Source organism: Psychrobacillus antarcticus (assembly GCF_029533155.1).
Lineage (GTDB): Bacteria > Bacillota > Bacilli > Bacillales_A > Planococcaceae > Psychrobacillus > Psychrobacillus antarcticus.
In genome coordinates, this window is sequence record NZ_JAIZDB010000046.1 from 1 (window position 1) to 20,856 (window position 20,856).

General features: G+C 36.8%; 22 protein-coding genes, 2 pseudogenes and 1 riboswitch. Of the genes and pseudogenes, 5 read left to right on the forward strand and 19 right to left on the reverse strand.

Going from position 1 to position 20,856, the window contains the following annotated elements:
• Positions 1-241: 241 nt before the first annotated feature.
• The 8 genes from LDK52_RS18770 to LDK52_RS18805 all read right to left on the reverse strand — a co-directional run bounded on the left by LDK52_RS18770 (position 242) and on the right by LDK52_RS18805 (position 5,373).
• Positions 242-634, reverse strand: coding sequence for an Asp23/Gls24 family envelope stress response protein (locus LDK52_RS18770; protein ID WP_277587448.1), 393 nt, complete (start codon positions 632-634; stop codon positions 242-244).
• A gap of 15 nt (positions 635-649) precedes the next feature.
• Positions 650-2,002, reverse strand: coding sequence for an acetyl-CoA carboxylase biotin carboxylase subunit (gene accC, locus LDK52_RS18775; RefSeq protein ID WP_277587449.1), 1,353 nt, complete (start codon positions 2,000-2,002; stop codon positions 650-652).
• A gap of 13 nt (positions 2,003-2,015) precedes the next feature.
• Positions 2,016-2,513, reverse strand: a complete 498-nt coding sequence (accB, locus tag LDK52_RS18780; protein WP_277587450.1) for an acetyl-CoA carboxylase biotin carboxyl carrier protein — start codon at positions 2,511-2,513, stop codon at positions 2,016-2,018.
• A gap of 172 nt (positions 2,514-2,685) precedes the next feature.
• Complete coding sequence (locus tag LDK52_RS18785) at positions 2,686-3,216, reverse strand: SpoIIIAH-like family protein (protein WP_277587451.1); 531 nt, start codon at positions 3,214-3,216, stop codon at positions 2,686-2,688.
• Positions 3,209-3,580 (reverse strand): hypothetical protein, encoded by a 372-nt coding sequence (locus LDK52_RS18790; RefSeq protein ID WP_277587452.1) that lies wholly within the window; start codon positions 3,578-3,580, stop codon positions 3,209-3,211. The genes LDK52_RS18785 and LDK52_RS18790 overlap by 8 nt, the downstream gene beginning before the upstream one ends.
• A 270-nt stretch (positions 3,581-3,850) precedes the next feature.
• Positions 3,851-4,762 carry a stage III sporulation protein AE gene (locus LDK52_RS18795; RefSeq protein WP_277587453.1) on the reverse strand — a complete coding sequence of 304 codons (912 nt, stop codon included), beginning with the start codon at positions 4,760-4,762 and terminating at the stop codon, positions 3,851-3,853.
• A 14-nt stretch (positions 4,763-4,776) separates the two neighbouring features.
• Positions 4,777-5,160 (reverse strand): hypothetical protein, encoded by a 384-nt coding sequence (locus tag LDK52_RS18800; protein ID WP_277587454.1) that lies wholly within the window; start codon positions 5,158-5,160, stop codon positions 4,777-4,779.
• Positions 5,161-5,163: 3 nt separating this feature from the next.
• A complete protein-coding gene (locus LDK52_RS18805; RefSeq protein ID WP_093538422.1) occupies positions 5,164-5,373 on the reverse strand; it encodes a SpoIIIAC/SpoIIIAD family protein in 210 nt (69 codons plus the stop codon).
• 683 nt (positions 5,374-6,056) lie between these two features.
• On the opposite strand from LDK52_RS18805, the pseudogene LDK52_RS18810 reads away from it, so the two are divergent.
• The 3 genes and pseudogenes from LDK52_RS18810 to LDK52_RS18820 form a co-directional block, all read left to right on the forward strand.
• A pseudogene (locus LDK52_RS18810) lies at positions 6,057-6,395 on the forward strand (transposase); the annotation flags it as partial.
• A 115-nt stretch (positions 6,396-6,510) separates the two neighbouring features.
• Positions 6,511-6,766: pseudogene (locus LDK52_RS18815) on the forward strand (IS1595 family transposase); the annotation flags it as partial.
• A gap of 30 nt (positions 6,767-6,796) precedes the next feature.
• Positions 6,797-7,711 (forward strand): tetratricopeptide repeat protein, encoded by a 915-nt coding sequence (locus LDK52_RS18820; RefSeq protein WP_277587455.1) that lies wholly within the window; start codon positions 6,797-6,799, stop codon positions 7,709-7,711.
• Between the two features lie 129 nt (positions 7,712-7,840).
• On the opposite strand, the gene efp is transcribed toward LDK52_RS18820, so the two are convergent.
• The 5 genes from efp to LDK52_RS18845 all read right to left on the reverse strand — a co-directional run bounded on the left by efp (position 7,841) and on the right by LDK52_RS18845 (position 13,988).
• A complete protein-coding gene (gene efp, locus LDK52_RS18825; RefSeq protein ID WP_277587456.1) occupies positions 7,841-8,401 on the reverse strand; it encodes an elongation factor P in 561 nt (186 codons plus the stop codon).
• Between the two features lie 15 nt (positions 8,402-8,416).
• Entirely contained in the window at positions 8,417-9,478 is a 1,062-nt protein-coding gene (locus LDK52_RS18830; RefSeq protein ID WP_277587457.1) for a M24 family metallopeptidase, read from the reverse strand.
• A 73-nt stretch (positions 9,479-9,551) separates the two neighbouring features.
• Positions 9,552-9,974 carry a hypothetical protein gene (locus LDK52_RS18835; protein WP_277587458.1) on the reverse strand — a complete coding sequence of 141 codons (423 nt, stop codon included), beginning with the start codon at positions 9,972-9,974 and terminating at the stop codon, positions 9,552-9,554.
• A gap of 455 nt (positions 9,975-10,429) precedes the next feature.
• Positions 10,430-12,991: a vitamin B12-dependent ribonucleotide reductase gene (locus LDK52_RS18840; protein ID WP_277587459.1), complete on the reverse strand. Its 2,562-nt coding sequence runs from the start codon at positions 12,989-12,991 to the stop codon at positions 10,430-10,432.
• Positions 12,992-13,151: 160 nt separating this feature from the next.
• Positions 13,152-13,988 (reverse strand): lipoate--protein ligase family protein, encoded by an 837-nt coding sequence (locus LDK52_RS18845; RefSeq protein WP_277587460.1) that lies wholly within the window; start codon positions 13,986-13,988, stop codon positions 13,152-13,154.
• A 102-nt stretch (positions 13,989-14,090) separates the two neighbouring features.
• On the opposite strand from LDK52_RS18845, the gene LDK52_RS18850 reads away from it, so the two are divergent.
• Positions 14,091-14,474, forward strand: coding sequence for a rhodanese-like domain-containing protein (locus tag LDK52_RS18850; protein ID WP_277587461.1), 384 nt, complete (start codon positions 14,091-14,093; stop codon positions 14,472-14,474).
• Positions 14,475-14,746: 272 nt separating this feature from the next.
• Positions 14,747-15,163 (forward strand): ribosomal maturation YjgA family protein, encoded by a 417-nt coding sequence (locus LDK52_RS18855; protein WP_277587462.1) that lies wholly within the window; start codon positions 14,747-14,749, stop codon positions 15,161-15,163.
• A 58-nt stretch (positions 15,164-15,221) separates the two neighbouring features.
• On the opposite strand, the gene gcvPB is transcribed toward LDK52_RS18855, so the two are convergent.
• From gcvPB to comGF, 6 genes are all read right to left on the reverse strand, one after another.
• The gene (gene gcvPB, locus LDK52_RS18860; protein WP_277587463.1) at positions 15,222-16,682 is read right to left on the reverse strand and encodes an aminomethyl-transferring glycine dehydrogenase subunit GcvPB; all 1,461 of its coding nucleotides are present in this window, start codon (positions 16,680-16,682) and stop codon (positions 15,222-15,224) included.
• Positions 16,675-18,021 (reverse strand): aminomethyl-transferring glycine dehydrogenase subunit GcvPA, encoded by a 1,347-nt coding sequence (gcvPA, locus tag LDK52_RS18865; RefSeq protein WP_277587464.1) that lies wholly within the window; start codon positions 18,019-18,021, stop codon positions 16,675-16,677. Before gcvPA ends, gcvPB begins: the two co-directional genes overlap by 8 nt.
• 24 nt (positions 18,022-18,045) lie before the next feature.
• Positions 18,046-19,149 carry a glycine cleavage system aminomethyltransferase GcvT gene (gcvT, locus tag LDK52_RS18870; RefSeq protein WP_479687891.1) on the reverse strand — a complete coding sequence of 368 codons (1,104 nt, stop codon included), beginning with the start codon at positions 19,147-19,149 and terminating at the stop codon, positions 18,046-18,048.
• 155 nt (positions 19,150-19,304) lie between these two features.
• Positions 19,305-19,399: riboswitch (glycine riboswitch) on the reverse strand.
• A 111-nt stretch (positions 19,400-19,510) separates the two neighbouring features.
• Positions 19,511-20,026 (reverse strand): shikimate kinase, encoded by a 516-nt coding sequence (locus tag LDK52_RS18875; RefSeq protein ID WP_277587466.1) that lies wholly within the window; start codon positions 20,024-20,026, stop codon positions 19,511-19,513.
• Positions 20,027-20,139: 113 nt separating this feature from the next.
• Positions 20,140-20,337 carry a hypothetical protein gene (locus tag LDK52_RS18880; RefSeq protein WP_277587467.1) on the reverse strand — a complete coding sequence of 66 codons (198 nt, stop codon included), beginning with the start codon at positions 20,335-20,337 and terminating at the stop codon, positions 20,140-20,142.
• Positions 20,315-20,770 carry a competence type IV pilus minor pilin ComGF gene (gene comGF / locus LDK52_RS18885; protein WP_277587468.1) on the reverse strand — a complete coding sequence of 152 codons (456 nt, stop codon included), beginning with the start codon at positions 20,768-20,770 and terminating at the stop codon, positions 20,315-20,317. Before comGF ends, LDK52_RS18880 begins: the two co-directional genes overlap by 23 nt.
• Between the last annotated feature and the right edge of the window lie 86 nt (positions 20,771-20,856).

The window sequence follows — 20,856 nt, forward strand, 5'->3', positions numbered from 1 at the left end:
TTGTGTTAAGAAAGAATCTGTTTCTTCCGTAACATGTCCAATAGCTTCTTCTATGGAAATTTCATGATTATCTAATTGAAATAATGCTTGTAATGCTAATTCTCTGGCTTGTCTTCGTTTCATTATTTAGTTCTCCTTTAAATGTAACTATCTAGACAATCATAGCATATTTTGTTGAAGTATGTGTATTAGAAAGGCAAAAAAAAGAGAAAGAGCTATCTAACTAATAGCTCTTTCTCTTTTATTCTACTGAATCGAATTGAACACCTGTAATATGAATATTTACTTCTTTAGGTATTAGACTCGTCATATTTTCGATTGCTTGACGAATTTGCGATTGTACTTCTCTTGCAACCGTAGGAACAGATGTGCCATATTTCACAAGGCAATATACATCGATAAACAGTCCATCATTGTTAATCTCCGTTTTAATACCTTTGCCATGTACTTTTTTCCCTAAACGTTCTACTACACCTGCTGCAAAGTTTCCTCGTGTACCAGCAATACCTTCTACTTCGTTTGTAGCAATTCCAGCAATTACTGTAATTACTTCAGGAGCAATTTCTATTGTCCCTAAATTTTCTTTTCCTTCAGGAGTCATTTGAACAAACTTTTGTTCCGTAGTTTCCGTCATATCCTTCACTCCTTATTATGAATTCATTACATCATATTTTTCTAAGAATTTCGTATCAAAATCACCTGACACAAATACTTCATGATTCATGAGCTTCGAATGGAATCCAATGGTAGTTTCGACTCCTTCGATAGCAAATTCACTTAATGCGCGTTTCATTTTTGCGATTGCTTCTTCTCGAGTTGCAGCATGGACGATAAGCTTTGCAACCATTGAATCATAAAATGGTGGAATCGTATAACCTGGGTATACAGCCGAATCTACACGAACCCCTAAGCCACCTGGAGCTAAATAAAAATCAACTAATCCTGGAGAAGGCATAAAGTTTTTCGAAGGGTTCTCTGCATTAATGCGACATTCGATTGCCCATCCATTAAGTTTAATGTCTTTTTGCTCGAAAGGCAATTTTTCACCAGACGCAACTAATAGCATTTGTTTGATCAAATCTACACCAGTAACCATTTCTGTGACAGGATGCTCCACTTGAATACGCGTGTTCATCTCCATGAAGTAGAATTTTTGTGCTATATGGTCAAAGATAAATTCTACTGTACCCGCACTTTCATAACCTACAGCAAGAGCTGCCTTTACAGCAGCGTCTCCCATTTCAGTACGAAGCTCTTCTGATAATGCAGGAGAAGGTGCTTCTTCCACTAGTTTTTGCATTCTGCGCTGTACGGTACAATCGCGTTCTCCTAGGTGAACCGCATTTCCGTGACCATCAGCTAATACTTGAATTTCCACATGACGGAATATTTCAATATATTTCTCTAAGTAAACGCCAGGGTTACCAAATGCTGCTGCAGCTTCTTTTTGAGTAATTTTAATGCCATTTAGAAGATCTTCCTCATCTTTTGCAACTCGTATCCCTTTACCACCACCACCAGCTGTAGCTTTGATAATGACTGGGAATCCTATTTCATTCGCAACTTTTAAAGCATCTTCGTCAGTTTCTACAATACCTTTTGATCCTGGAACTGTTGGAACTCCTGCTTTTTGCATGGTTTCTTTTGCTACGTCTTTAATCCCCATGCTCCTAATAGCAGAGGAAGTTGGTCCGATAAATTTAATATCACATTCTTCACATAGCTCCGCAAACTCTGCATTTTCTGCTAAGAATCCATAACCAGGATGAATCCCGTCACAGCCTGTTAGTTTTGCTACAGTGATGATATTTGAAAAATTCAAATAGGAATCCTTTGAAAGTCTTGGACCGATACAGTATGCTTCATCCGCAATTTGCACATGCAGTGCTTCTCGATCTGCTTCAGAATATACTGCAACTGTTTCGATATCTAATTCTTTACATGCACGTATTATACGAACAGCTATTTCTCCGCGATTGGCAATAAGTACTTTTTTCATCATCCTTGCTCCCTTCTTAGTTTCCTTTAACGAGGAACAGAGGTTGACCATATTCAACTAATTGTCCATCTTTCACAAGAACTTCTACAACTTCTCCGTCAATTTCTGCTTCAATTTCATTGAACAGCTTCATTGCTTCTACGATACAGACAACCGAGTCGTTAGACACTTTTGTACCTACCTCAACGTATGCTGATACTTCAGGAGAAGAGGACTTATAAAACGTACCAACCATTGGTGAAATAATTGTATGTAATGAACTATCCACAATACTAGGAGTAGCTTCTTCTACAACAGTTTCCTTTGGTGTCTCTTGTGTGATAGGTGAATTCACTTCTACTTGCTTAGGCTGTTCTACATAAGATGAACTTTCAAAGGTTTCGCTAGATGAGTTTTCAAAACCTTTTACATGTTTTTTCAATTTAATCTTAGTACCTTCTGATTCGTATAAAAATTCATTTAATGACGACTGATCGACTAGTTTGATAATTTCTCTTATTTCTTGAATCTTCATTTTATTAATCCCCTTTTATTTACAATATTTATTGCTCCATACTCTATTTTAGACGTTTTCAAGCAAATTTGAAATAGATAGCCTGAATTATTCTGAAATAATAAAAAAAAGCGCCATTTCAGGCACTCTTTAATATTGCTATATGTTAAGTACTTTTGCGTTTTTTTATTGATTACTGGCCATCAAAATTTACTTCAACACTATAAGCTTTTGGCCACTCGCGCTTAACCGCATATATAATTTCGGATGCCTTTTTAGTCGATTGTTCGTTAGAAACAACATCTATTAACACATCATTATCTTCTATACGCACTAGTGCGTCATCATAACCTAATGACTCAATAATTAACTCCAGCATCGCTTCTGTAGAATCAATTTTAACTAATTCTTCAATTTGGTTAAAAGCCTCGTTTTTTTCTTCTGCGGTAAATTCATTGGAACCTGCTTTTGTAGCTAATTGATCACGAAGTTGACTGCGTTTATCTGTTACTTCCATTCTCATTTCTTCAAATGCATTACTCTTCGAAAGGATAGATTCTTCATTTGTTGAAGATGTTTCTACTAACCCTACCTCATCTAGCGTTTTATCGGAAAATAGAGCAATTCCATCGAATGGTGATGGTCGATCCGATACATAAAAAACCGTCACTACAGCTACTAAACTAAATAATGTTAAAAACCATACAGATCTTTTTCTATTCATATTTTTTATCCTCCAATTCCATTTCTTCAATCACAATTCGATGTGGAGCTATTTGCAATACAGATGATAGTGTCTTTATTAAACTATTTTGTATACGTTTGTCGTTCGCCCCTTCCGCAACTACTAGTATTCCAATCAATTTCTCCTTGTCCTTTTTAGTGTCACTTGTCCACTGGAAAAATGATGCGTCACTTTCCGCAGTCTTTTCAGCACTTTCCTCGTAATGGAAATAAACTGCAACTTTACCAACTCCGTTTATCTTCTCCAAAATCGAAGTTAGGTCTGTAGTTTGGTTGACTGCATCATCGGGTTCAACAACATTTCCCTCATCACGAGTGAGTAAGTCAGAAAAAAGGAGACTCATAAAAAGGACAGCTATACAAATGACAACAAAACGAAAAGTGGGTTTTTGTTTAATTGAAATGGTGAGTCACCCTTCTTTTCATGATGGTTACAATACTTTATGCAAGACAACCTGTTTATATGAAGAGAAAGCTCATAATCCAATAGATAATCGCTATTTTCGTGAGAAATCCCGTTCGTTCCTTATCTGTATGCTCCAGTAAGATAGAAAGCAGTTCGCCCGCTAGAACAATAAATAATATACCAAAGAGAAGTGTCGTAACGATGGTTACTATCCTTTCCCAGTTATTAATAGTTTTGCAAATAGCATCGTTAATATAATCGTGAAGAAAAATGTAAAAGCAATTAATACAGAAATAATAGAAAGAACGAAGAGTGTCTTTCCGATATCATCTAGTAATCCGCTTATATTGCCGTCTACAAAAGGTTCTAATATAGCACCTAGTAAGCGGTATAAAAAAGCAATTAGAATGGTTTGGATAGTTGGAATTGCCACCAACACTAACAGAGAGATAATAACGGCATTTCCAGTTATGACAGAAGCAGAAGAGGAAAAGTTTTTCATCGTACTGATACTTTCTGTTAGTAAAGATCCGACAATTGGAATATTATTTTGTATTAGCCGTTTTACGGTTTCATTGACAGTGCCACTTACCGCCCACGTAATCACTCCATTTACGGACATGAAAATACTATATAAGAGAAGAATAATAGACGTTGAGCCTATTAAAGTTAAACGGATGAGATCAGACATTTTCGCAAATGAGGTTGGTGGATGAATTCTACTGATCAAATCAAATATAAAGGCAGCCATAATTGCAGGTATTAAAATTTTACCTGCTAACACGGTAGTAAAGGATGCGAATAACATGACAGCTGGATTCCATGAAGTTATTAAAAATGCTCCTCCTGAAGCAGCAATTCCAAGTGTTAAAATTGGATATATACTCAGGAAGAGTGTTACCAATTCACTCGTCATTGACTGAATCAATTGCAAGGCTCGAATAGCTGGTTCCAAACAATAGATACATATGATTAACATGAACATTAGTTTAAATAATCTTTTACTCGAAGGAATAAACCACTCTAGGCAGATAAAGATAAATCCGAATAATAGCATGTACGAAAATGTTTGTGCTACTTCTTTGACCGGTTGGACCAAAGACTTTAGTATTTCTTCCATGATTGTTCATTCCTTCAAGAGAGTAGTTCCAAAAGTGATAAAAACTTGCCATAGAATTGCTTCATATGTTTTAGCCAGACAATAAGTAAAATAGCTTTTGTTGTAAAAGCAAATAATGATGCAAGGCTTGTATACTCATAGTCCAATAGAAGTTCTTCAATTATTTGGGAAAGAACTAGCAATATAACGGAAAATAAAAGTAGTTTAAAGACCGGTAGTAGGTTCGCTGGTACTAGGGAGATATATTGGGAGGCATAAGGAATGATAATTACGGTGAATAGATATGTTAGAAATAGAAAAATATAAATCGTATATACAATGGAATGGATGCGTGGGTATATTTCTTTTATGAGTTGCAACAGAATGAATGCTAGAATAATTGTAATGTAAATAACCATTCGCTAACTCGTCATCATAAGCCATTCTAAGAATGTAGATATTTCGTAAAAAAATAATTTTAACAGTCGCAATAATTCAATTGTCATATAGATATAACCAACGAAAAATAAAAAAAACGCAAATTCCTTTTTTCCAGTAGATTCAAAAAACAAGTGAAGAATAGCTATTAAAATACCAATTCCCGCAACTCGAAGTACATCGTGAAGTTCCACAATGCCTCCCCCTTCCATACAAACAACATATGATGTCGCCCGACCAATTATGAAAGAAAAGTTCAAGATAGGAAGGATCAATAGATAATATGAGGAGTCGGATATATTGCCCGGTCCTTTATAGATCTAAACCTGTTTCTACTGTTTTCGAAGAGCTAAGGACAGTCTTATCGCTATATAATTACCGTTTGATTTTTTAAAGATGCTGGTCGTGACTGAAGTCACGACCAGCATCTTTTTTTCTCGGTAATCTTATGGCTATTGACTGTCCGTCGCCCTTCTACAACTCTTAGAAACAGGGAAGTGCGTTTTTGTCTAACTAAAGAAAAGATACTTACTTAAAGACAGTATTATCCCTATATTAACTTTGGATACTCTTAACATATAAGCGATAAGCTATGCTCTATCTTATGGTTGAGTATAACTCGTCTAAATGATTGGAGAGTAAGGAGGCCAATTCGGCGAGGAGTGTGACGACTCATCGCTCCCCCCGCGAAAAGCGTCCGCATGAAACGGAAATCAGAAGTATCGTTTATTTCTTTAATTTACTATGAACTTTCAGATCGCAGCAAATTAGTCTTATACTTTCTTCATGAGGCTCTGTTAAATAAAAATGTTGATGTTGAATAAAATCGATAAAAATAGCTCTATTCTGTAAAAAAGACGAGAGTAAGTGTTATTGAATGGCGTTGAGGGAAATTATTAAAGAGATTGAAAAACTCAGTACAGCAGACCAATATCGTTTAAAAGAGTTTTTCACAAAATCTCTTGATTCTTATTCTGCAAATGAGCCAATTTTCAATGAAGTATCCGAGCAGAAACATAAGGACGAATACACTTGCAGCCATTGCCATTCGAATAACGCTGTTCGCATTGGAAAATATTCAGTAAAAGTTGGTTTGAAAACAATGGAGCTTCAACGCTATCACTGTTAAGATTGCCGAAAAACTTTTACAGATGTAATTAATACTCCACTACACCCAACTCACCTTCCTCATAAATGGTTGTATTTTATCCAGTGTATGAGATTTATAATAATAATAATAATGCTCTAATCCTTTTTCAGTTGCGTAAGTCTTAAATGCTCTCCAGGCATCAGTGCAAAGTATATTAGAAGTAGATAACTTGGAGCCTATAGGTAAGGAACGAGTTAAAGGTCTATATCATATTCAAAATGTAAATAATTATCACAGTCGTCTTAAAGGATGGATTGACCGTTTCAATGGCGTAGCTTCTAAATACTTCGACCATTATATTGAGTTGGTTTCAATTCTTAGAAATTATTAAGCACCGTAACGATAATACTACTATAAGTAAAATGATTGTGGATAGTTGCTTATTCTCTACTAATGTTACCTATGATAAGATAAGGCTATCAGTCTTTAACCTTTGAATTTAAACTGTAAACAAGAGGGGGAAATATTTGAATATCAATCAAAAAGCAATTGATTTACTTGAAAAAAATGAATATGAAGATGCATTAATGTTATTTCAAAAAGCAGTATACGAATCAAGAAATGTACAGTCTTTAACTAATCTTGCTTGGGTATATTGTTATGAAGAATATGATGATACAAAAGCACTTGGTTTAGTGGAAGAAGCAATAAATATGAATTCTACTTCAAATTTTCCATATAATTTATTAGGTGAAATTTATATTAGGCAAGAAAAGTGGAATTACGCAAAAGATGTTTTGCTAAAATCAATCTCTATTTTCCCTTCCAAAACTTCTTATAATAATTTAGCTGTTGCTAATTATCATCTTGGTAACATAAAAGATGCTTCAAAATATTTTCTTCTGGCTTCAGAAAACTCTGATTATGCAATGTATAGTCATGTAAAGTGTTTAATTGAATTAGGAAATATTAGTGATGCAAAACTTAAACTTGATACATTTTCTGAAAATGATGATGAGTTTGTCGGTGAAGTTGATGTGGCGGATTTATATGTAGAGTTGGGTTATTATAAAGAAGCTATAAGATTGTTTGAAAAGGGTTGGAATGTTTATTGGAAACAACCTAATTGGATTAGTCGATATGTTTATTCGATGCTGAAATTAAATAATACAACTCGTTCTCATGAAGTACTGAATGAAGTTATCAATCAAAAAATAGAAGAAATTAAAGAAGCATATGAAGAAGAATGTGATGAGGATTGGTCAGAAAACGATAAAGAAGCCAACGTTAAAGAGTTACTTGATGAAAAGACAGAGTATGAACAAATGTTTGAACAAATCTCGACTGGTTATATTCCCATCATGAAATTTGATACATCTATCCAGACAGCATGTTATCTATTTGGTTGCACACGTCATAATCATGCTGAGTATCAACAATAGTACATTATAGATAAAGAACAGGGATTTCCAATAGGAAGTCCCTTTCTTATATATGAATACCAACAATATCAACTAACAGTGCCCTTCATGAAAAAAGAGCCTCACAGATGTGAGACTCTTTTTAGAAAGTTATTGTGCTCTTGATACGTATGAACCTTCATCTGTGTTGATGATTAGTTTATCTCCAACATTGATAAACAATGGAACCGTTACTATTAAACCTGTTTCAAGACTAGCAGTTTTAGAACCGCCACCTGAAGTATCGCCTTTAATACCTGGTTCTGTTTCTGTTACTTCCAGAACAACTGATTTTGGTAATTCTACTCCTAGTATTTCTCCTTGGAATTGAATTACATGTATTTCCATATTTTCACGTAAGAATTTTAGTTCATACTCGATTTGTTTGTCACTTAGTTCAAGTTGTTCGTAAGACTCTGTATCCATGAATATATGCTGATCACCACTAGCATATAGATATTGCATTTTCAGGTTATCAATTTGAGCTTTTTCAACTTTTTCTCCAGCACGGAATGTTTTTTCATTCACTGAACCGTTACGTAAATTTCTCAATTTAGAACGTACAAATGCAGCACCTTTACCAGGTTTAACATGTTGGAAATCCAATACTCGGTATAATACACCATCAACTAAAATGGTTAAGCCTGTTTTAAAATCATTTACTGAAATCATTATTTTTCCTCCAAATTAAGATAAGATTAGTAATTCTTTTGTCGAATGCGTTAACTTTTCTAAACCATTCTCTGTAACTAGTGCATCATCTTCGATTCGCACTCCACCAATAGCTGGCAGATAAATACCCGGTTCTATCGTAATAACCATACCTGGTTCTAAAACGATATCAGAGCGGAAGGATAATCCAGGACCTTCATGTACTTCTAATCCAATCCCATGCCCTAATGAATGGCCAAATGCTTCTCCGTAACCTTTTGAAGCAATATAGTCCCTAGCAATAGCGTCTGCTTCTTTACCAGTCATTCCAGGTTTAACTTTTTCTAAAGCTAATAGTTGAGAGTCTAGAACTACTTGATAAATTTCTTTCAATTGATCACTTGGTTCCCCAACTGCCACAGTACGTGTTGTATCCGAAATATACCCATTGTATAATGCACCGAAATCTAAAGTAACAAAATCCCCATTTTCAATGACCTTATCCGTAGCAACCCCGTGTGGAAGTGCTGAACGTGTTCCAGAAGCTACTATTGTATCAAACGAAGAGGAGGTTGCCCCTTTTTTGCGCATGAAAAATTCTAGCTCATTGGATACTTCAAGCTCAGTCATACCTGGTTTTATGTAAGTAACGATATGCTCATATGCTTCGTCAGCAATACGACAAGCTGCCTTTATTATACTAATCTCTTCATCCGTCTTTATCAAGCGGATTTTTTCTACAAGTCCTGCTAGTGGCACTAAATCAGCTTGTATAGCTAGTTTATATAGTTCATAATCACTATATGTTACATCACTTTTTTCAAATCCTAATGAGTTTATCCCCATATCTGTCACTTGAGTAGCAATTTCTTCCATCATTGTTTTCTTATGTTGTACAATACGGAAATCCTTGATCTCACTAGCAGCTTGCTCTGTATAACGGAAATCCGTAATAAACACCGCATCGGTTTTAGAAATAATTACTACACCAGCTGTACCTGTAAATCCAGTCATATATCTACGGCTATGACCATTCGTTATTAACAAAGCGTCTACTCCGTTTTCTTCAAGTGCTGCACGTAATTTACTAAGTTTCATTTTTCGCCCTCTTCTCATTATCAATATAACTTCTTTGTATATTTTATCATAGTAAGCGAGGACGGTAAATTTTTCATTTCCCTAAGGGATTGTCTTGCGAGTGAAAAATCGCTGATTCCATAACGAAACGGACAGCAACAATAACAATACATATAAATGGTATAGATAATTTCTTTATCGTTTTATCTATAGAATCTGCATCAAGTATAAACCACTCCAGTGTAAAGGCGATTAAAAGCCCCAACACAATGCTAGTTATGGAAACCGGAATTTTGGCAAACAATAAACAAACATAATATAACAAGAAACAAATTCCCCATATGAATAAAAACAATATGATCCATTTAACAAATACATTGCTTTCTTTAAAAAGCGGAAAGGTCTTCGTATATCCGATCGGGTTCCATTTAATGAACTTGAAATAATCGAGGAATTTAAATAGAATAGTCGTTCCCAATGCTGCAACGAGACTAGTACTGATTGATAATCCTTTCATGCAAATCTCCTTTGTTTTTCCATAGTTTAAGCGAATGAACTAGTTATTAAACCTAGGAACAAAATAAAAGCACAAGTGATAAGGGATTATCAGCTTGTGCTTTAACATAAAAATAGAAAAACATGAAATCCATGGAAAGGTAGATAACTTTCTACACGTGAATCTTCGTCTAGACTCCAGCGCCTTGCTCCTGCGCAAAGCTCGTCGCAGAAGAACGTTGCTCCTGCGCAAAGCTCGTCGCAGAAGAACGTTGCCCCTCGGGGTCAAATAGAAAAAAGCTGCTCCTGAGCAAAGCTCATCGCAAACAAGTACGCTTGTGGCGGCTGAGGAGCTGCCTCCTGGGCACGCACGATGCGGGTCATGTCTGCATTGACACAGGATGTGGCGCACTTTGCAGACCTACCCCATCCCCATTTGCCTGTTGCGGCAGACATAGGCGCTTTCGCTTTTGTTATTTACAATCCACATTTTAGTTGGGCATTGCAGTTGGTGCATGTGTTACATCCACCCATTTCTTCCACAGTACCTTGACGACAAACAGGACATGTATTTCCAACCTCAGAACCAATATTTACATTAGTTGAACGTAAGTCTTGAATTGTATCTATTAAAACTACATGTCTTTTTTCTACTCTTTCTTCTTTCGGATGATCTTCTAATGTATTATCCTCTGCTTTTAGCGTTAATACTTGAGAGTCACGACTTCCATCGACATAGACAGTACCACCCTTAGCTCCACCGCGATATAAACGTTCGTACACGCCTTCTACCTGTTCGACTGTATATCCACGAGGTGCGTTGACCGTTTTAGAAATAGAGCTGTCAATCCAGCGCTGTATGATACATTGCACATCTGCATGTGCTTCTGGAGCTAGCTCCATAGCAGTAACGAACCATTCCGGAAGATTTTCTTCTTCAGCTGTTTCATTACTCCCTAAATATTCTTGTACAATATCAGCTTTCACTTCGATGAATTTACCTAAACGCCCACTTCTATAATAAGTGAATGAATAATACGGCTCAAGTCCAGTAGAAACGCCAACCATTGTTCCAGTAGACCCTGTAGGTGCAACAGTTAATAAATGAGAATTTCGAATACCATTTTCTAAAATGGATTGACGAATTTCTTCTGGCATTGTCTTCATAAAGCCAGTTTCGGTAAATGCTTTACGTAAACGGTTTGTTTCCTCTTCTGTTTCACCAGTTAAGAATGGGAAACTTCCACGCTCCACGGCAAGCTCTGCAGATGTTTCATATGCTGCAGTTGCAATTGTTTTAAAGATTTCGTCCACCAAAACATTACCTTCATCGGAACCATATTCTTTTTCACAATAAATTAACAAATCGGCAAGACCCATAACCCCTAAACCTACACGTCTTTCACCAAGTGCTTGTACTTTATTTTCTTCTAAGAAATATGGAGTTGCATCAATTACGTTATCTTGCATCCGTACACCAACACGAACTGTTTCTTTTAATGCTTCATAATTAACTGTTTTGGTGTCTTTATTTGCAAATTCTGCTAGGTTCACAGCTGCTAGGTTACATACAGAATATGGTGCAAGTGGTTGTTCGCCACAAGGATTAGTAGCGACAACTTTTTGTCCGTATGCTGTTGCATTTGTTTTCTCATTTGCATTATCGATGAAGAAAACACCAGGTTCTGCTGAATAAGTAGCACAAATATTAACCAAATTCCAAAGCTCTTTCGCTTTTACAGTGCGATAAGTACGAACTTCATAGCCCATTCTTTCCCACTCACGAACATCGCCAATTTTATGCCAATTTTCATTATAGAAATCCATCTCTTCTGGAGAATAGGCTTCTGTTGCAGGGAAACGTAAATCAAAGTCGCCGTCTGCCTCTACTGCCTTCATAAAATCGTCCGTAAGCGTTATGGAAATGTTTGCACCAGTCAAAAACTCCGAGTTGTGAACAGAATAAGTTCCGCCATCTCGTAATTTCGTTTCCGCATCACGAATGATCTCATTATTAAATCCACCTAGACCTGGAATTGCTTTGTAATTAATAATTCCTTGGTACATAGCTTCTTCTTGAATAGTAAGGGGTTTGAATTTAAGCTTGTCCTTCGCAAGTTGTTTGATCGTTTCATCATTTGTGTTTTCAATCAAGAAACGTAAAATACGCGGATTTTGCATTTTAGAAATGATAAATTCCGCAATATCCGGATGCCAATCTGCTAGCATAATCATTTGTGCGCCCCTGCGAGAACCACCTTGTTCGACAAGATGAGTCAGTTTAGCTATATCATCTAACCAAGAAACAGAACCAGATGATTTTCCGTTCACTCCACGGGCCAAAGTATTTCTCGGTCTTAGAGTAGAACCGTTTGTACCAACGCCACCACCACGACTCATAATTTCCATTACTTGTTTACGGTGGTCACTAATCCCCTCACGAGAATCTGCAACGAATGGCATTACATAACAGTTAAAATAAGTTACATCCGTTCCTGTTCCAGCACCATATAGTACGCGTCCAGCCGGAATGAATTTCAAAGAAACAAGTTGTTTATAGAATTTTTCAAACCATTCCACTCGTTTTTCTTCTGTTTTTTCTACAGATGAAAGACCTGTTGCGTTTCTTTTGGCAATTTGCTCGTAGTAAACTTCAAGAGGCTTTTCAATAACGCTTAATGGCCGAGTAATAATGCCACTCTCGATTTTAGCTGCATCGTCAATTGCACTTCGGTAATCTTCTTCGATTTGCACCTCAGCTGTTTTCGCTTGTTCGTTAATAGAAACGATGTATCCTAGACCACGTGCGGGGAATTTAGGGTCTTCTTTCACTGTTAAAACGACAAAATCGCCTGCTTTTAACGTTTTCTTTTCTGTATCCTTAAAGGAGTAGCGATCGATCATGACAAGTCTCGACACACCTTTGTGTGTAAGTGTCATGTCTTGTGTAATTGCGTGTACTTGTGGAAATAATTGAATATCTTTGTTTAATGCTTCGACATTTAAAGTAAGCTTGGTTTCATGTTTGGTAGTAACCATTTACTCTTCCTCCTTTCTACAAATTGCGATTGACACAATATGTAGGGGTTTCATTAATAATACGACACAACATATAGAAGAGTAAAGCGAAACTAATCAGGATTATTTAATATAAGAACTAATGCCCAGGTTTCATTTTTACTATGCGACATTGATACTTTTATTTTTTAAAGTTCCACTCATCATTAGCATAACGTGTCGTTTCTAGTTCTTTTACGTAATCTAGCTGTTCTTGTGTTAATTTATATTCTACCAACTCAATGTCTAATGCATCTGCAAAACCTTTTTTAAAAGCAGTTTTGCATTTTTCCATCGTTATCGGTTTTGATATTATTTTGTTAATCGAGACAGCTTTTTGAGATAGGCTGTTCTTCACTCTATTTTTTACCGAGTCCGAAGAAAATTTAAATGTCTGAATTAATTTATCTTCATCCAGGTCAAGTAAAATTGCACCATGTTGTAGGATAACACCTTTTTGTCTTGTTTGGGCACTACCAGCAACCTTTTTTCCTTCTACTACTAATTCGTACCAGCTTGGTGCATCGAAACAAACTGCTGATTTTGGTTTTTTTAAACTTTCTCTTTGTTCATCTGTGTTCGGAACAGAAAAATAAGCGTCTAAACCAAGGTTTTGAAATCCTAACAGTAAACCCTCACTTATAACACGGTAAGCCTCAGTTACAGTTGCAGGCATACTCGGATAGCTTTCTGTTACGATCACACTGTATGTAAGCTCATGTTCGTGAAGTACCCCCCTTCCCCCAGTTGGCCTTCGCACAAAACCAAGTCCTAATCTTTTTACAGCTTCCATATCAATTTCTTTTTCCACTGATTGAAAATAGCCAATTGATAATGTAGCTGGATTCCATTCGTAAAATCTTATAACCGGTGGAATAAGACCTTCACTATGCCAATCTAGTAGCGCTTCGTCCATTGCCATATTAAAAGATGGGCTACACGGTCCGGAATTTATAAAGTACCATTTTGCTTTTTCCATCAAATTTCTCCCTTCACAACGAGATTCATTTTATCAAATAGATTGAATTGTATCTAGCACTTCTTTTATAATGAATAAGGAAACATAGAGAGGGGTAAGACCGTGTTAGAATTATTGTATATTGTCATCGCTATACTTGTTGTACTTTTAGTCTATGCTGGAATCTCAGCATATCGTTTAAAGAAAACTGTTACAAACCTCACGCAAGAACAATTCATTGAGGGTTATCGTAAAGCACAACTCATTGATGTTCGTGAACCAAAAGAATTTGATGGTGGACATATTTTGGGAGCAAGAAATATCCCTTCATCTCAACTTCGTCAACGCTTCAAAGAGATTCGTCCAGACAAGCCAGTTTATCTGTATTGTCAAAGTGGGGCAAGAAGCTCTCGTGCAGCAATGTTTTTAAAGAAAAAAGGATATACACAATTGAACCAACTCCAAGGTGGCTTTAAATCTTGGTCAGGTAAAGTTAAATCTAAATAAAATATAAGGTTCTTCTAATTAGAAGAACCTTTTTTTCTTTCATTCCTCTATTTAAGTCATTGAGAATAATAGACTCCACTCCAGAATATACTCGCTCGGTCTTTTTAAACATTCTAGACGGTGCATAATCTATAAAAGCACTTATTTTATCATAGGGACATTCAAATCCCCATAAGAAATCGATTCTGCGGTCATTTGATCGAGCATATGAAAAAATGCTTCCAACAAATTTAATTAGCATTAACTATTAATGATGAACTGGGTGATTCAATTTGCATTTTACACATGAACCGAAAAGGACCTATTATGTATTTGCTATTATGATCTCCATTTTTCTCGGCTTGGCTAGTAGATATATAAATGTTCTACCCAATTTTATTGTGAATCATACTGGAGATACACTGTGGGCAATTATGGTGTACTTTCTATTTCGTTTTATCTTTGCAAGCAAAAGTCACAATACGGCGTTTTATCTCAGCTTTATTTTTTGTTTTTCCATCGAGTTTAGCCAGCTCTATCAAGCAGACTGGATCAACACCATTCGCAGTACAATGCTTGGGTCTCTCATACTCGGTAAAGGTTTTCTCGCAGTAGATTTAAAACGATACTCCATTGGAATCGTTATAGCCTTTATGATGGATAAATGGATTCCTTCTTTATTTGTTAAGGTTAAAAATAAACAACTATAAGAATAAATAAAGGTATGGCAAAAAGTGCGATCCTTTCGTCAGGATCGCACTTTTTCTATTATGCTTTGATATATCTTAATACTGGTTTACGAGCAGCTTTTGTTTCATCTAAACGGCTAATCACCGTAGTATGCGGAGCATTTTGAACGATTTCTGGATTTTCTTCTACTTCTTGCGCAATTTGAATCAATGCATCACAGAAAGCATCTAATGTTTCTTTCGATTCTGTTTCTGTTGGTTCGATCATCATGCCCTCTTCTACATTCAATGGGAAGTAGATTGTCGGTGGATGATAGCCAAAGTCAAGTAAACGTTTTGCCATATCTAGCGTACGAACGCCAAGTTTCTTTTGACGACGACCACTAAGCACGAATTCATGCTTACAATGGCGGTTATAAGGAAGATCGAAATGTCCCTCTAATCGTCTCATCATGTAGTTTGCATTCAATACTGCATACTCTGTTACCGCTTTAAGACCATCTGGACCCATCGAGCGAATATACGTATATGCACGAACATTTATACCGAAGTTTCCGTAGAATGGTTTTACTCGGCCGATAGTTTGTGGACGGTTATAGTCAAATGTATATTTGTCATCTACTTTTACAAGTACTGGACTCGGTAGGAACGGTATTAATTCAGCCTTAACGCCAACAGGACCTGAACCAGGACCTCCACCGCCATGTGGACCAGTGAATGTTTTATGCAAGTTCAAGTGAACACAGTCAAAGCCCATATCCCCTGGACGTGCTTTAGACATAACTGCATTTAAATTCGCACCATCATAATATAATTTACCACCCACACCGTGGATAATTTCAGCTAATTCTAAAATAGTTTCTTCGAATAAACCTAATGTATTTGGATTTGTTAGCATCAACGCAGCAGTATCCGGACCTGCCACACGACGTAAATCCTCTAAATCAACTAAGCCATCCTCATTAGATTTAACTGTAATCGTTTCAAAGCCTGCAACAGTTGCTGAAGCAGGATTTGTTCCATGCGCGGAGTCAGGTACGATTACTTTAGTACGCTGTGTATCCCCATTTGCTTCATGGAATGCACGGATCATCATTAATGCCGTCCATTCCCCGTGTGCACCGGCAGCAGGTTGAAGTGTAACTTCATCCATTCCAGTAATTTCGATCAAATGCTCTTGAAGATCATACATTAACTCCAATGCACCTTGAACAGAAGCTTCATCTTGTAACGGATGAATATTCGCAAAACCTGGGAAACGTGCTACTGATTCGTTCATTTTTGGATTGTATTTCATCGTACAAGAACCAAGTGGGTAGAATCCTGTATCCACACCATGATTACGGTTCGATAATGCGGTATAATGACGCATAATATCCAACTCAGATACTTCTGGTAATTCCGCTTCTTCCTCGCGTTGCATACCTTGTGGTAATAGAGTTGATAAATCTACTTCAGGTACGTCAAGCTCTGGTAAGTTATATCCAACACGACCTGCTTTTGTTATTTCAAAAATTAGTGGTTGATTTTCTTTATGCATGAAGAGCCCCCATTTCTTGCACGAGTGCATCAATTTCTTCTTTTGTCCGCTGTTCTGTTACAGCAATTAATACATGATTTTTTAGATTCGTATTGACGCGACCTAAGTCAAAACCACCGATCAGTCCTTTTTCAAGAAGGCCTTTATTCGCATCTGCAACTGAACCGTTTACTTTTACAACGATTTCGTTAAAATGAGCCCCTTGGTACGGTACTTCAAATCCAGCTTTTTCAAAGGCTTGTTTTGCATAGTGTGTTTTAACGATATTTTGAGTTGCTATTTCTTTTACACCTTTTTTACCAAGTGCAGTCATTGCAACAGAAGCCGCAAGTGCATTTAGTGCCTGATTGGAACAGATGTTAGATGTAGCTTTATCGCGACGGATATGTTGTTCACGAGCCTGTAAAGTTAATACATAGCCCCGACGACCTTCTTCATCCGTAGTTTCACCTACTAAACGACCTGGAACTTTACGCATAAGCTTGGTAGTTACAGCAAAGAATCCACAGTGAGGTCCACCGAACGCTTCGGCAATCCCGAAGACTTGGGCATCTCCTACTGTAATATCTGCTCCAAATTTACCCGGAGGTGTTAGCACACCAAGTGCAAGGGGGTTTGCAGAAACAATGAATAATGCTTTTTGCGCATGAGTCAATTGCTCCACTTTTGCTAAATCTTCAATTTGTCCAAAGAAATTAGGGTATTGAACCATAACTGCCGCAGTATCTTCATCGAGTAATTCTTCTAACTTCACCATATCCGTTACGCCGTCTGTCATTGGCACCGTCACTACTTCAATGTTTTGTCCTTTTGCATATACCTTCACTACATCTATATACTCTGGATGAACCGCTTCTGAAACGAGTAGCTTTTTGCGACGTGTATGAGCTGCAGCAAGATTTCCTGCTTCTGCTAGTGCCGTACCACCGTCATACATAGATGAGTTCGCAAGGTCCATACCTGTTAGTTCGCAAATCATTGTTTGAAATTCAAAAATAGCTTGAAGCTCCCCTTGCGAAATTTCTGGTTGATAAGGAGTGTAAGCTGTATAAAACTCAGATCTAGAGATAACATGATCCACAATGATCGGTTTGAAATGATCATATACACCGGCACCTAAAAAAGATGCATATTGTTTACTATCTGCATTTTTTGCAGCAAGCTGGGATAATTCTTTTAATAAGGCAGATTCCGCTTTCGCAGGTCTAATATTGTACTCACCTTTAAAACGAACTTTTTCTGGAATATCTGCAAACAATTCATCAATAGAAGAAATGCCAATTACATCTAACATTTCACTTTGATCCTGCTCAGTCATTGGTAAATAACGATGCTTCATCAATGGACAACCTCTTTCTGTGTTTTATTTTTCCCTTTTATAAAACGGAGTCGCTACTGTAATTGCTTTTAATCTTTTATTTCTGATCTCAATTTCTACCTCTTGCCCAAGTTCAGCTAATGTTGCGTCAATTAAAGCTAGACCAATGTTTTTCTTAAGAGTAGGTGATTGTGTACCTGAAGTAACATGACCAATTTGCTTGTTATCTACAAATACTGGATAACCCGTACGTGGAATTCCTTTATCAATCATTTCGATACCAATACTTTTTCTAGGTACACCGTTCTCTTTTTGTTCAAGCAAGACAGATTTCCCATTAAAATCTTGTTCTTTTTTAAGTTTCACGACAAAACCAATATTCGCTTCAAGTGGTGAAATATCTTTTGATAGTTCTTGACCATATAGTGGTAAACAAGCTTCGAAACGTAAAGTATCCCGAGCACCTAAACCACAAGGGACAATGCCTTCCTCTTCACCAGCACCTAGAATGCTGCTCCATAGATCAGTTAGATCATTTGCGGAAGCGTAAATTTCAAATCCATCTTCGCCAGTGTAACCAGTTCTAGAGACCATCACATTTTTGCCTACAACATCGACATTGTTTGCAAAACGGAAGAATCCAATTTCATCTAACTTTTTAGGAGTCAGCTTTTGTAAAATGACCTGAGCTAATGGTCCTTGTAACGCGAGTAATCCATATTCTTCTGATTTATTTACTAGTGTTACATCTTCTGTTACATGTTCCTGCATCCAGTTAAAATCTTTTTCAATATTCCCAGCGTTTACAACCAGGAGATAATGATTGTCCTCCACTTTGTAAATCAATAAATCATCCACAATTCCACCATCCTTGTAACACATTGCGGTGTATTGTGCTTGACCGTCTACTAATTTCGAAACATCATTCGTCATAAGCTTTTGAAGAAATTCCTCACTGTCAGTACCTGTTAGGATAAATTCACCCATATGAGAAACATCAAATAATCCTGCTTTCGTTCTTACCGCTTCATGCTCTGCCTTGATACTTGAAAATTGGACTGGAAGCTCCCATCCACCAAAGTCAATGGTTTTCCCTCCATAGTTTGCATATACATCAAATAAAGGTGTTCGTTTCAACTGCTCTGCCAATATACTCTCCTCCTTCACTATTTCCATAAAAAAAAGGACAGAAAAACCCCTTCGAAAAAAATAGGGGTTCTCTGTCCTGGGACCTGAAAGTTTACCAAAATGGCTTTCCTCTTTGGTGGCTTCACGTAGATAAACGAAAGCGCTCTCCAGAGTTGCGTCCTATACGAGTTCTTTTGCCTGAGAGATTCATAATTTACATTACTTGCTCCTTCGGCGACGCAACTGGTGCGTTCTCTCCCCGTATAATCATCCGCGATATCTGTATAACTCACTCTTTGTCTATATCCTAACATTCAAGTAAAAAAGAAGCAATACTTTTTAATAAATTAGCCAAAGACGAACATTTATTAATTGAAAGTAATTAGCGTTCGCCTTTAAGTCTATTTACTTGATATCCAGCATATTCTGTTATTTGTCTAAGTGGCCTATGTTCTGTACGAACTGTAATATGAGCTGCCTTCTTATAAAACCACCTTCTCGTTCTAAACAACTGTTCTAATTCTTCCTTTGTACTGTTTTGCACAATTGGTCTGTTTTTGTCGTTTTTAATTCGCATCCATATATCTTCAAAAGTTGCATCCAAATAAAGTACAAGCCCAGTTCTTCGCATCACTTCAATATTTTTTTCGCTCATGGCCACCCCACCACCAGTGGAAATGATGCACGATTCATTCCGGAATTTTTCAAGAAAGTCGGTCTCTAACTTCCGAAAGTACGCCTCTCCCTCTTGCTCGAAAATCTCAGGAATCGTTCTTTTTTGCAATCTTACAATTTCCTTATCCATATCGTAGTAGGGCATTTTTAAATAAAAGCTCAACCTTCTACCAATTGCACTTTTACCACTCCCCATAAATCCAACTAAATATACTTTATACATTATTCACCAACTCACTAAATTACAATTTTCTCGGCGCAAAATACCATCAAGTTATTCTTTATTATAGAGAGTGGCTTTTTTTATTACAACTATAAAAATGAGCCTTATGAAAACTATCGCATATTTTGTCGATGGAATACCTCTATTTCTTCCATTACTGCACCCGTGTAAAACATCTCTAAGGCATCGTATGTTTGATACTTGGATTCATATGCTGCAGTAATGGACAATAGAAAAATACTGACAACTACCAACAGAATCACTACAGCTGGAAAAAACACTCCTCTTTCATTCTGTACCAAATGTGACATAAAAAACATGCTCCTTCTCCACATCATTTAAAAAATTAACTTTCATTCGCAAGGAGTTCCCTTCCATTTCAACAAATAGAGATTTAACATTTACTAACATTTGTTCATGACCATCCAAATTTTTTATTTTACGTATTAAGTTTTTGGAAAACTCAACCCTATAATTTATTTCTTCTTGTTTAATCGTGATTCCACTGGCATTTTCATGAACCTTGATGGAACTCACTTCCGTTAAATAGGTATCTACATACTGGATGAACAATGCCCATTCTATTTCAGTAGTGTCGGTCACTTTTGACTCGGTGTTCGTTAACCACCACATAGTACCTGCCAATACTTGAGCAAAAAGCATAAATACAGCTAAATGAAGAATTCCCTCCAGTAATGTGTAACCAGCTTGTTCACGGATTTTCATTTTAAGATTGGCACACATTTACGCTGCTCCTCTCGCATCCCTTCATAGTCTATACAAATACTTGCGTCACTAATTTCATATGAATACATAACCCCATCAACTTG

Bases quoted from the DNA above. Each gene is read 5' to 3' on its own strand.
- LDK52_RS18770 (WP_277587448.1), bottom strand. From the start codon at position 634: ATGACGGAAACTACGGAACAAAAGTTTGTTCAAATGACTCCTGAAGGA.
- accC (WP_277587449.1), bottom strand. From the start codon at position 2,002: ATGATGAAAAAAGTACTTATTGCCAATCGCGGAGAAATAGCTGTTCGT.
- accB (WP_277587450.1), bottom strand. From the start codon at position 2,513: ATGAAGATTCAAGAAATAAGAGAAATTATCAAACTAGTCGATCAGTCG.
- LDK52_RS18785 (WP_277587451.1), bottom strand. From the start codon at position 3,216: ATGAATAGAAAAAGATCTGTATGGTTTTTAACATTATTTAGTTTAGTA.
- LDK52_RS18790 (WP_277587452.1), bottom strand. From the start codon at position 3,580: ATGAGTCTCCTTTTTTCTGACTTACTCACTCGTGATGAGGGAAATGTT.
- LDK52_RS18795 (WP_277587453.1), bottom strand. From the start codon at position 4,762: ATGGAAGAAATACTAAAGTCTTTGGTCCAACCGGTCAAAGAAGTAGCA.
- LDK52_RS18800 (WP_277587454.1), bottom strand. From the start codon at position 5,160: ATGGTTATTTACATTACAATTATTCTAGCATTCATTCTGTTGCAACTC.
- efp (WP_277587456.1), bottom strand. From the start codon at position 8,401: ATGATTTCAGTAAATGATTTTAAAACAGGCTTAACCATTTTAGTTGAT.
- LDK52_RS18830 (WP_277587457.1), bottom strand. From the start codon at position 9,478: ATGAAACTTAGTAAATTACGTGCAGCACTTGAAGAAAACGGAGTAGAC.
- LDK52_RS18835 (WP_277587458.1), bottom strand. From the start codon at position 9,974: ATGAAAGGATTATCAATCAGTACTAGTCTCGTTGCAGCATTGGGAACG.
- LDK52_RS18840 (WP_277587459.1), bottom strand. From the start codon at position 12,991: ATGGTTACTACCAAACATGAAACCAAGCTTACTTTAAATGTCGAAGCA.
- LDK52_RS18845 (WP_277587460.1), bottom strand. From the start codon at position 13,988: ATGGAAAAAGCAAAATGGTACTTTATAAATTCCGGACCGTGTAGCCCA.
- gcvPB (WP_277587463.1), bottom strand. From the start codon at position 16,682: ATGCATAAAGAAAATCAACCACTAATTTTTGAAATAACAAAAGCAGGT.
- gcvPA (WP_277587464.1), bottom strand. From the start codon at position 18,021: ATGAAGCATCGTTATTTACCAATGACTGAGCAGGATCAAAGTGAAATG.
- LDK52_RS18875 (WP_277587466.1), bottom strand. From the start codon at position 20,026: ATGTATAAAGTATATTTAGTTGGATTTATGGGGAGTGGTAAAAGTGCA.
- LDK52_RS18880 (WP_277587467.1), bottom strand. From the start codon at position 20,337: ATGTCACATTTGGTACAGAATGAAAGAGGAGTGTTTTTTCCAGCTGTA.
- comGF (WP_277587468.1), bottom strand. From the start codon at position 20,770: ATGTGTGCCAATCTTAAAATGAAAATCCGTGAACAAGCTGGTTACACA.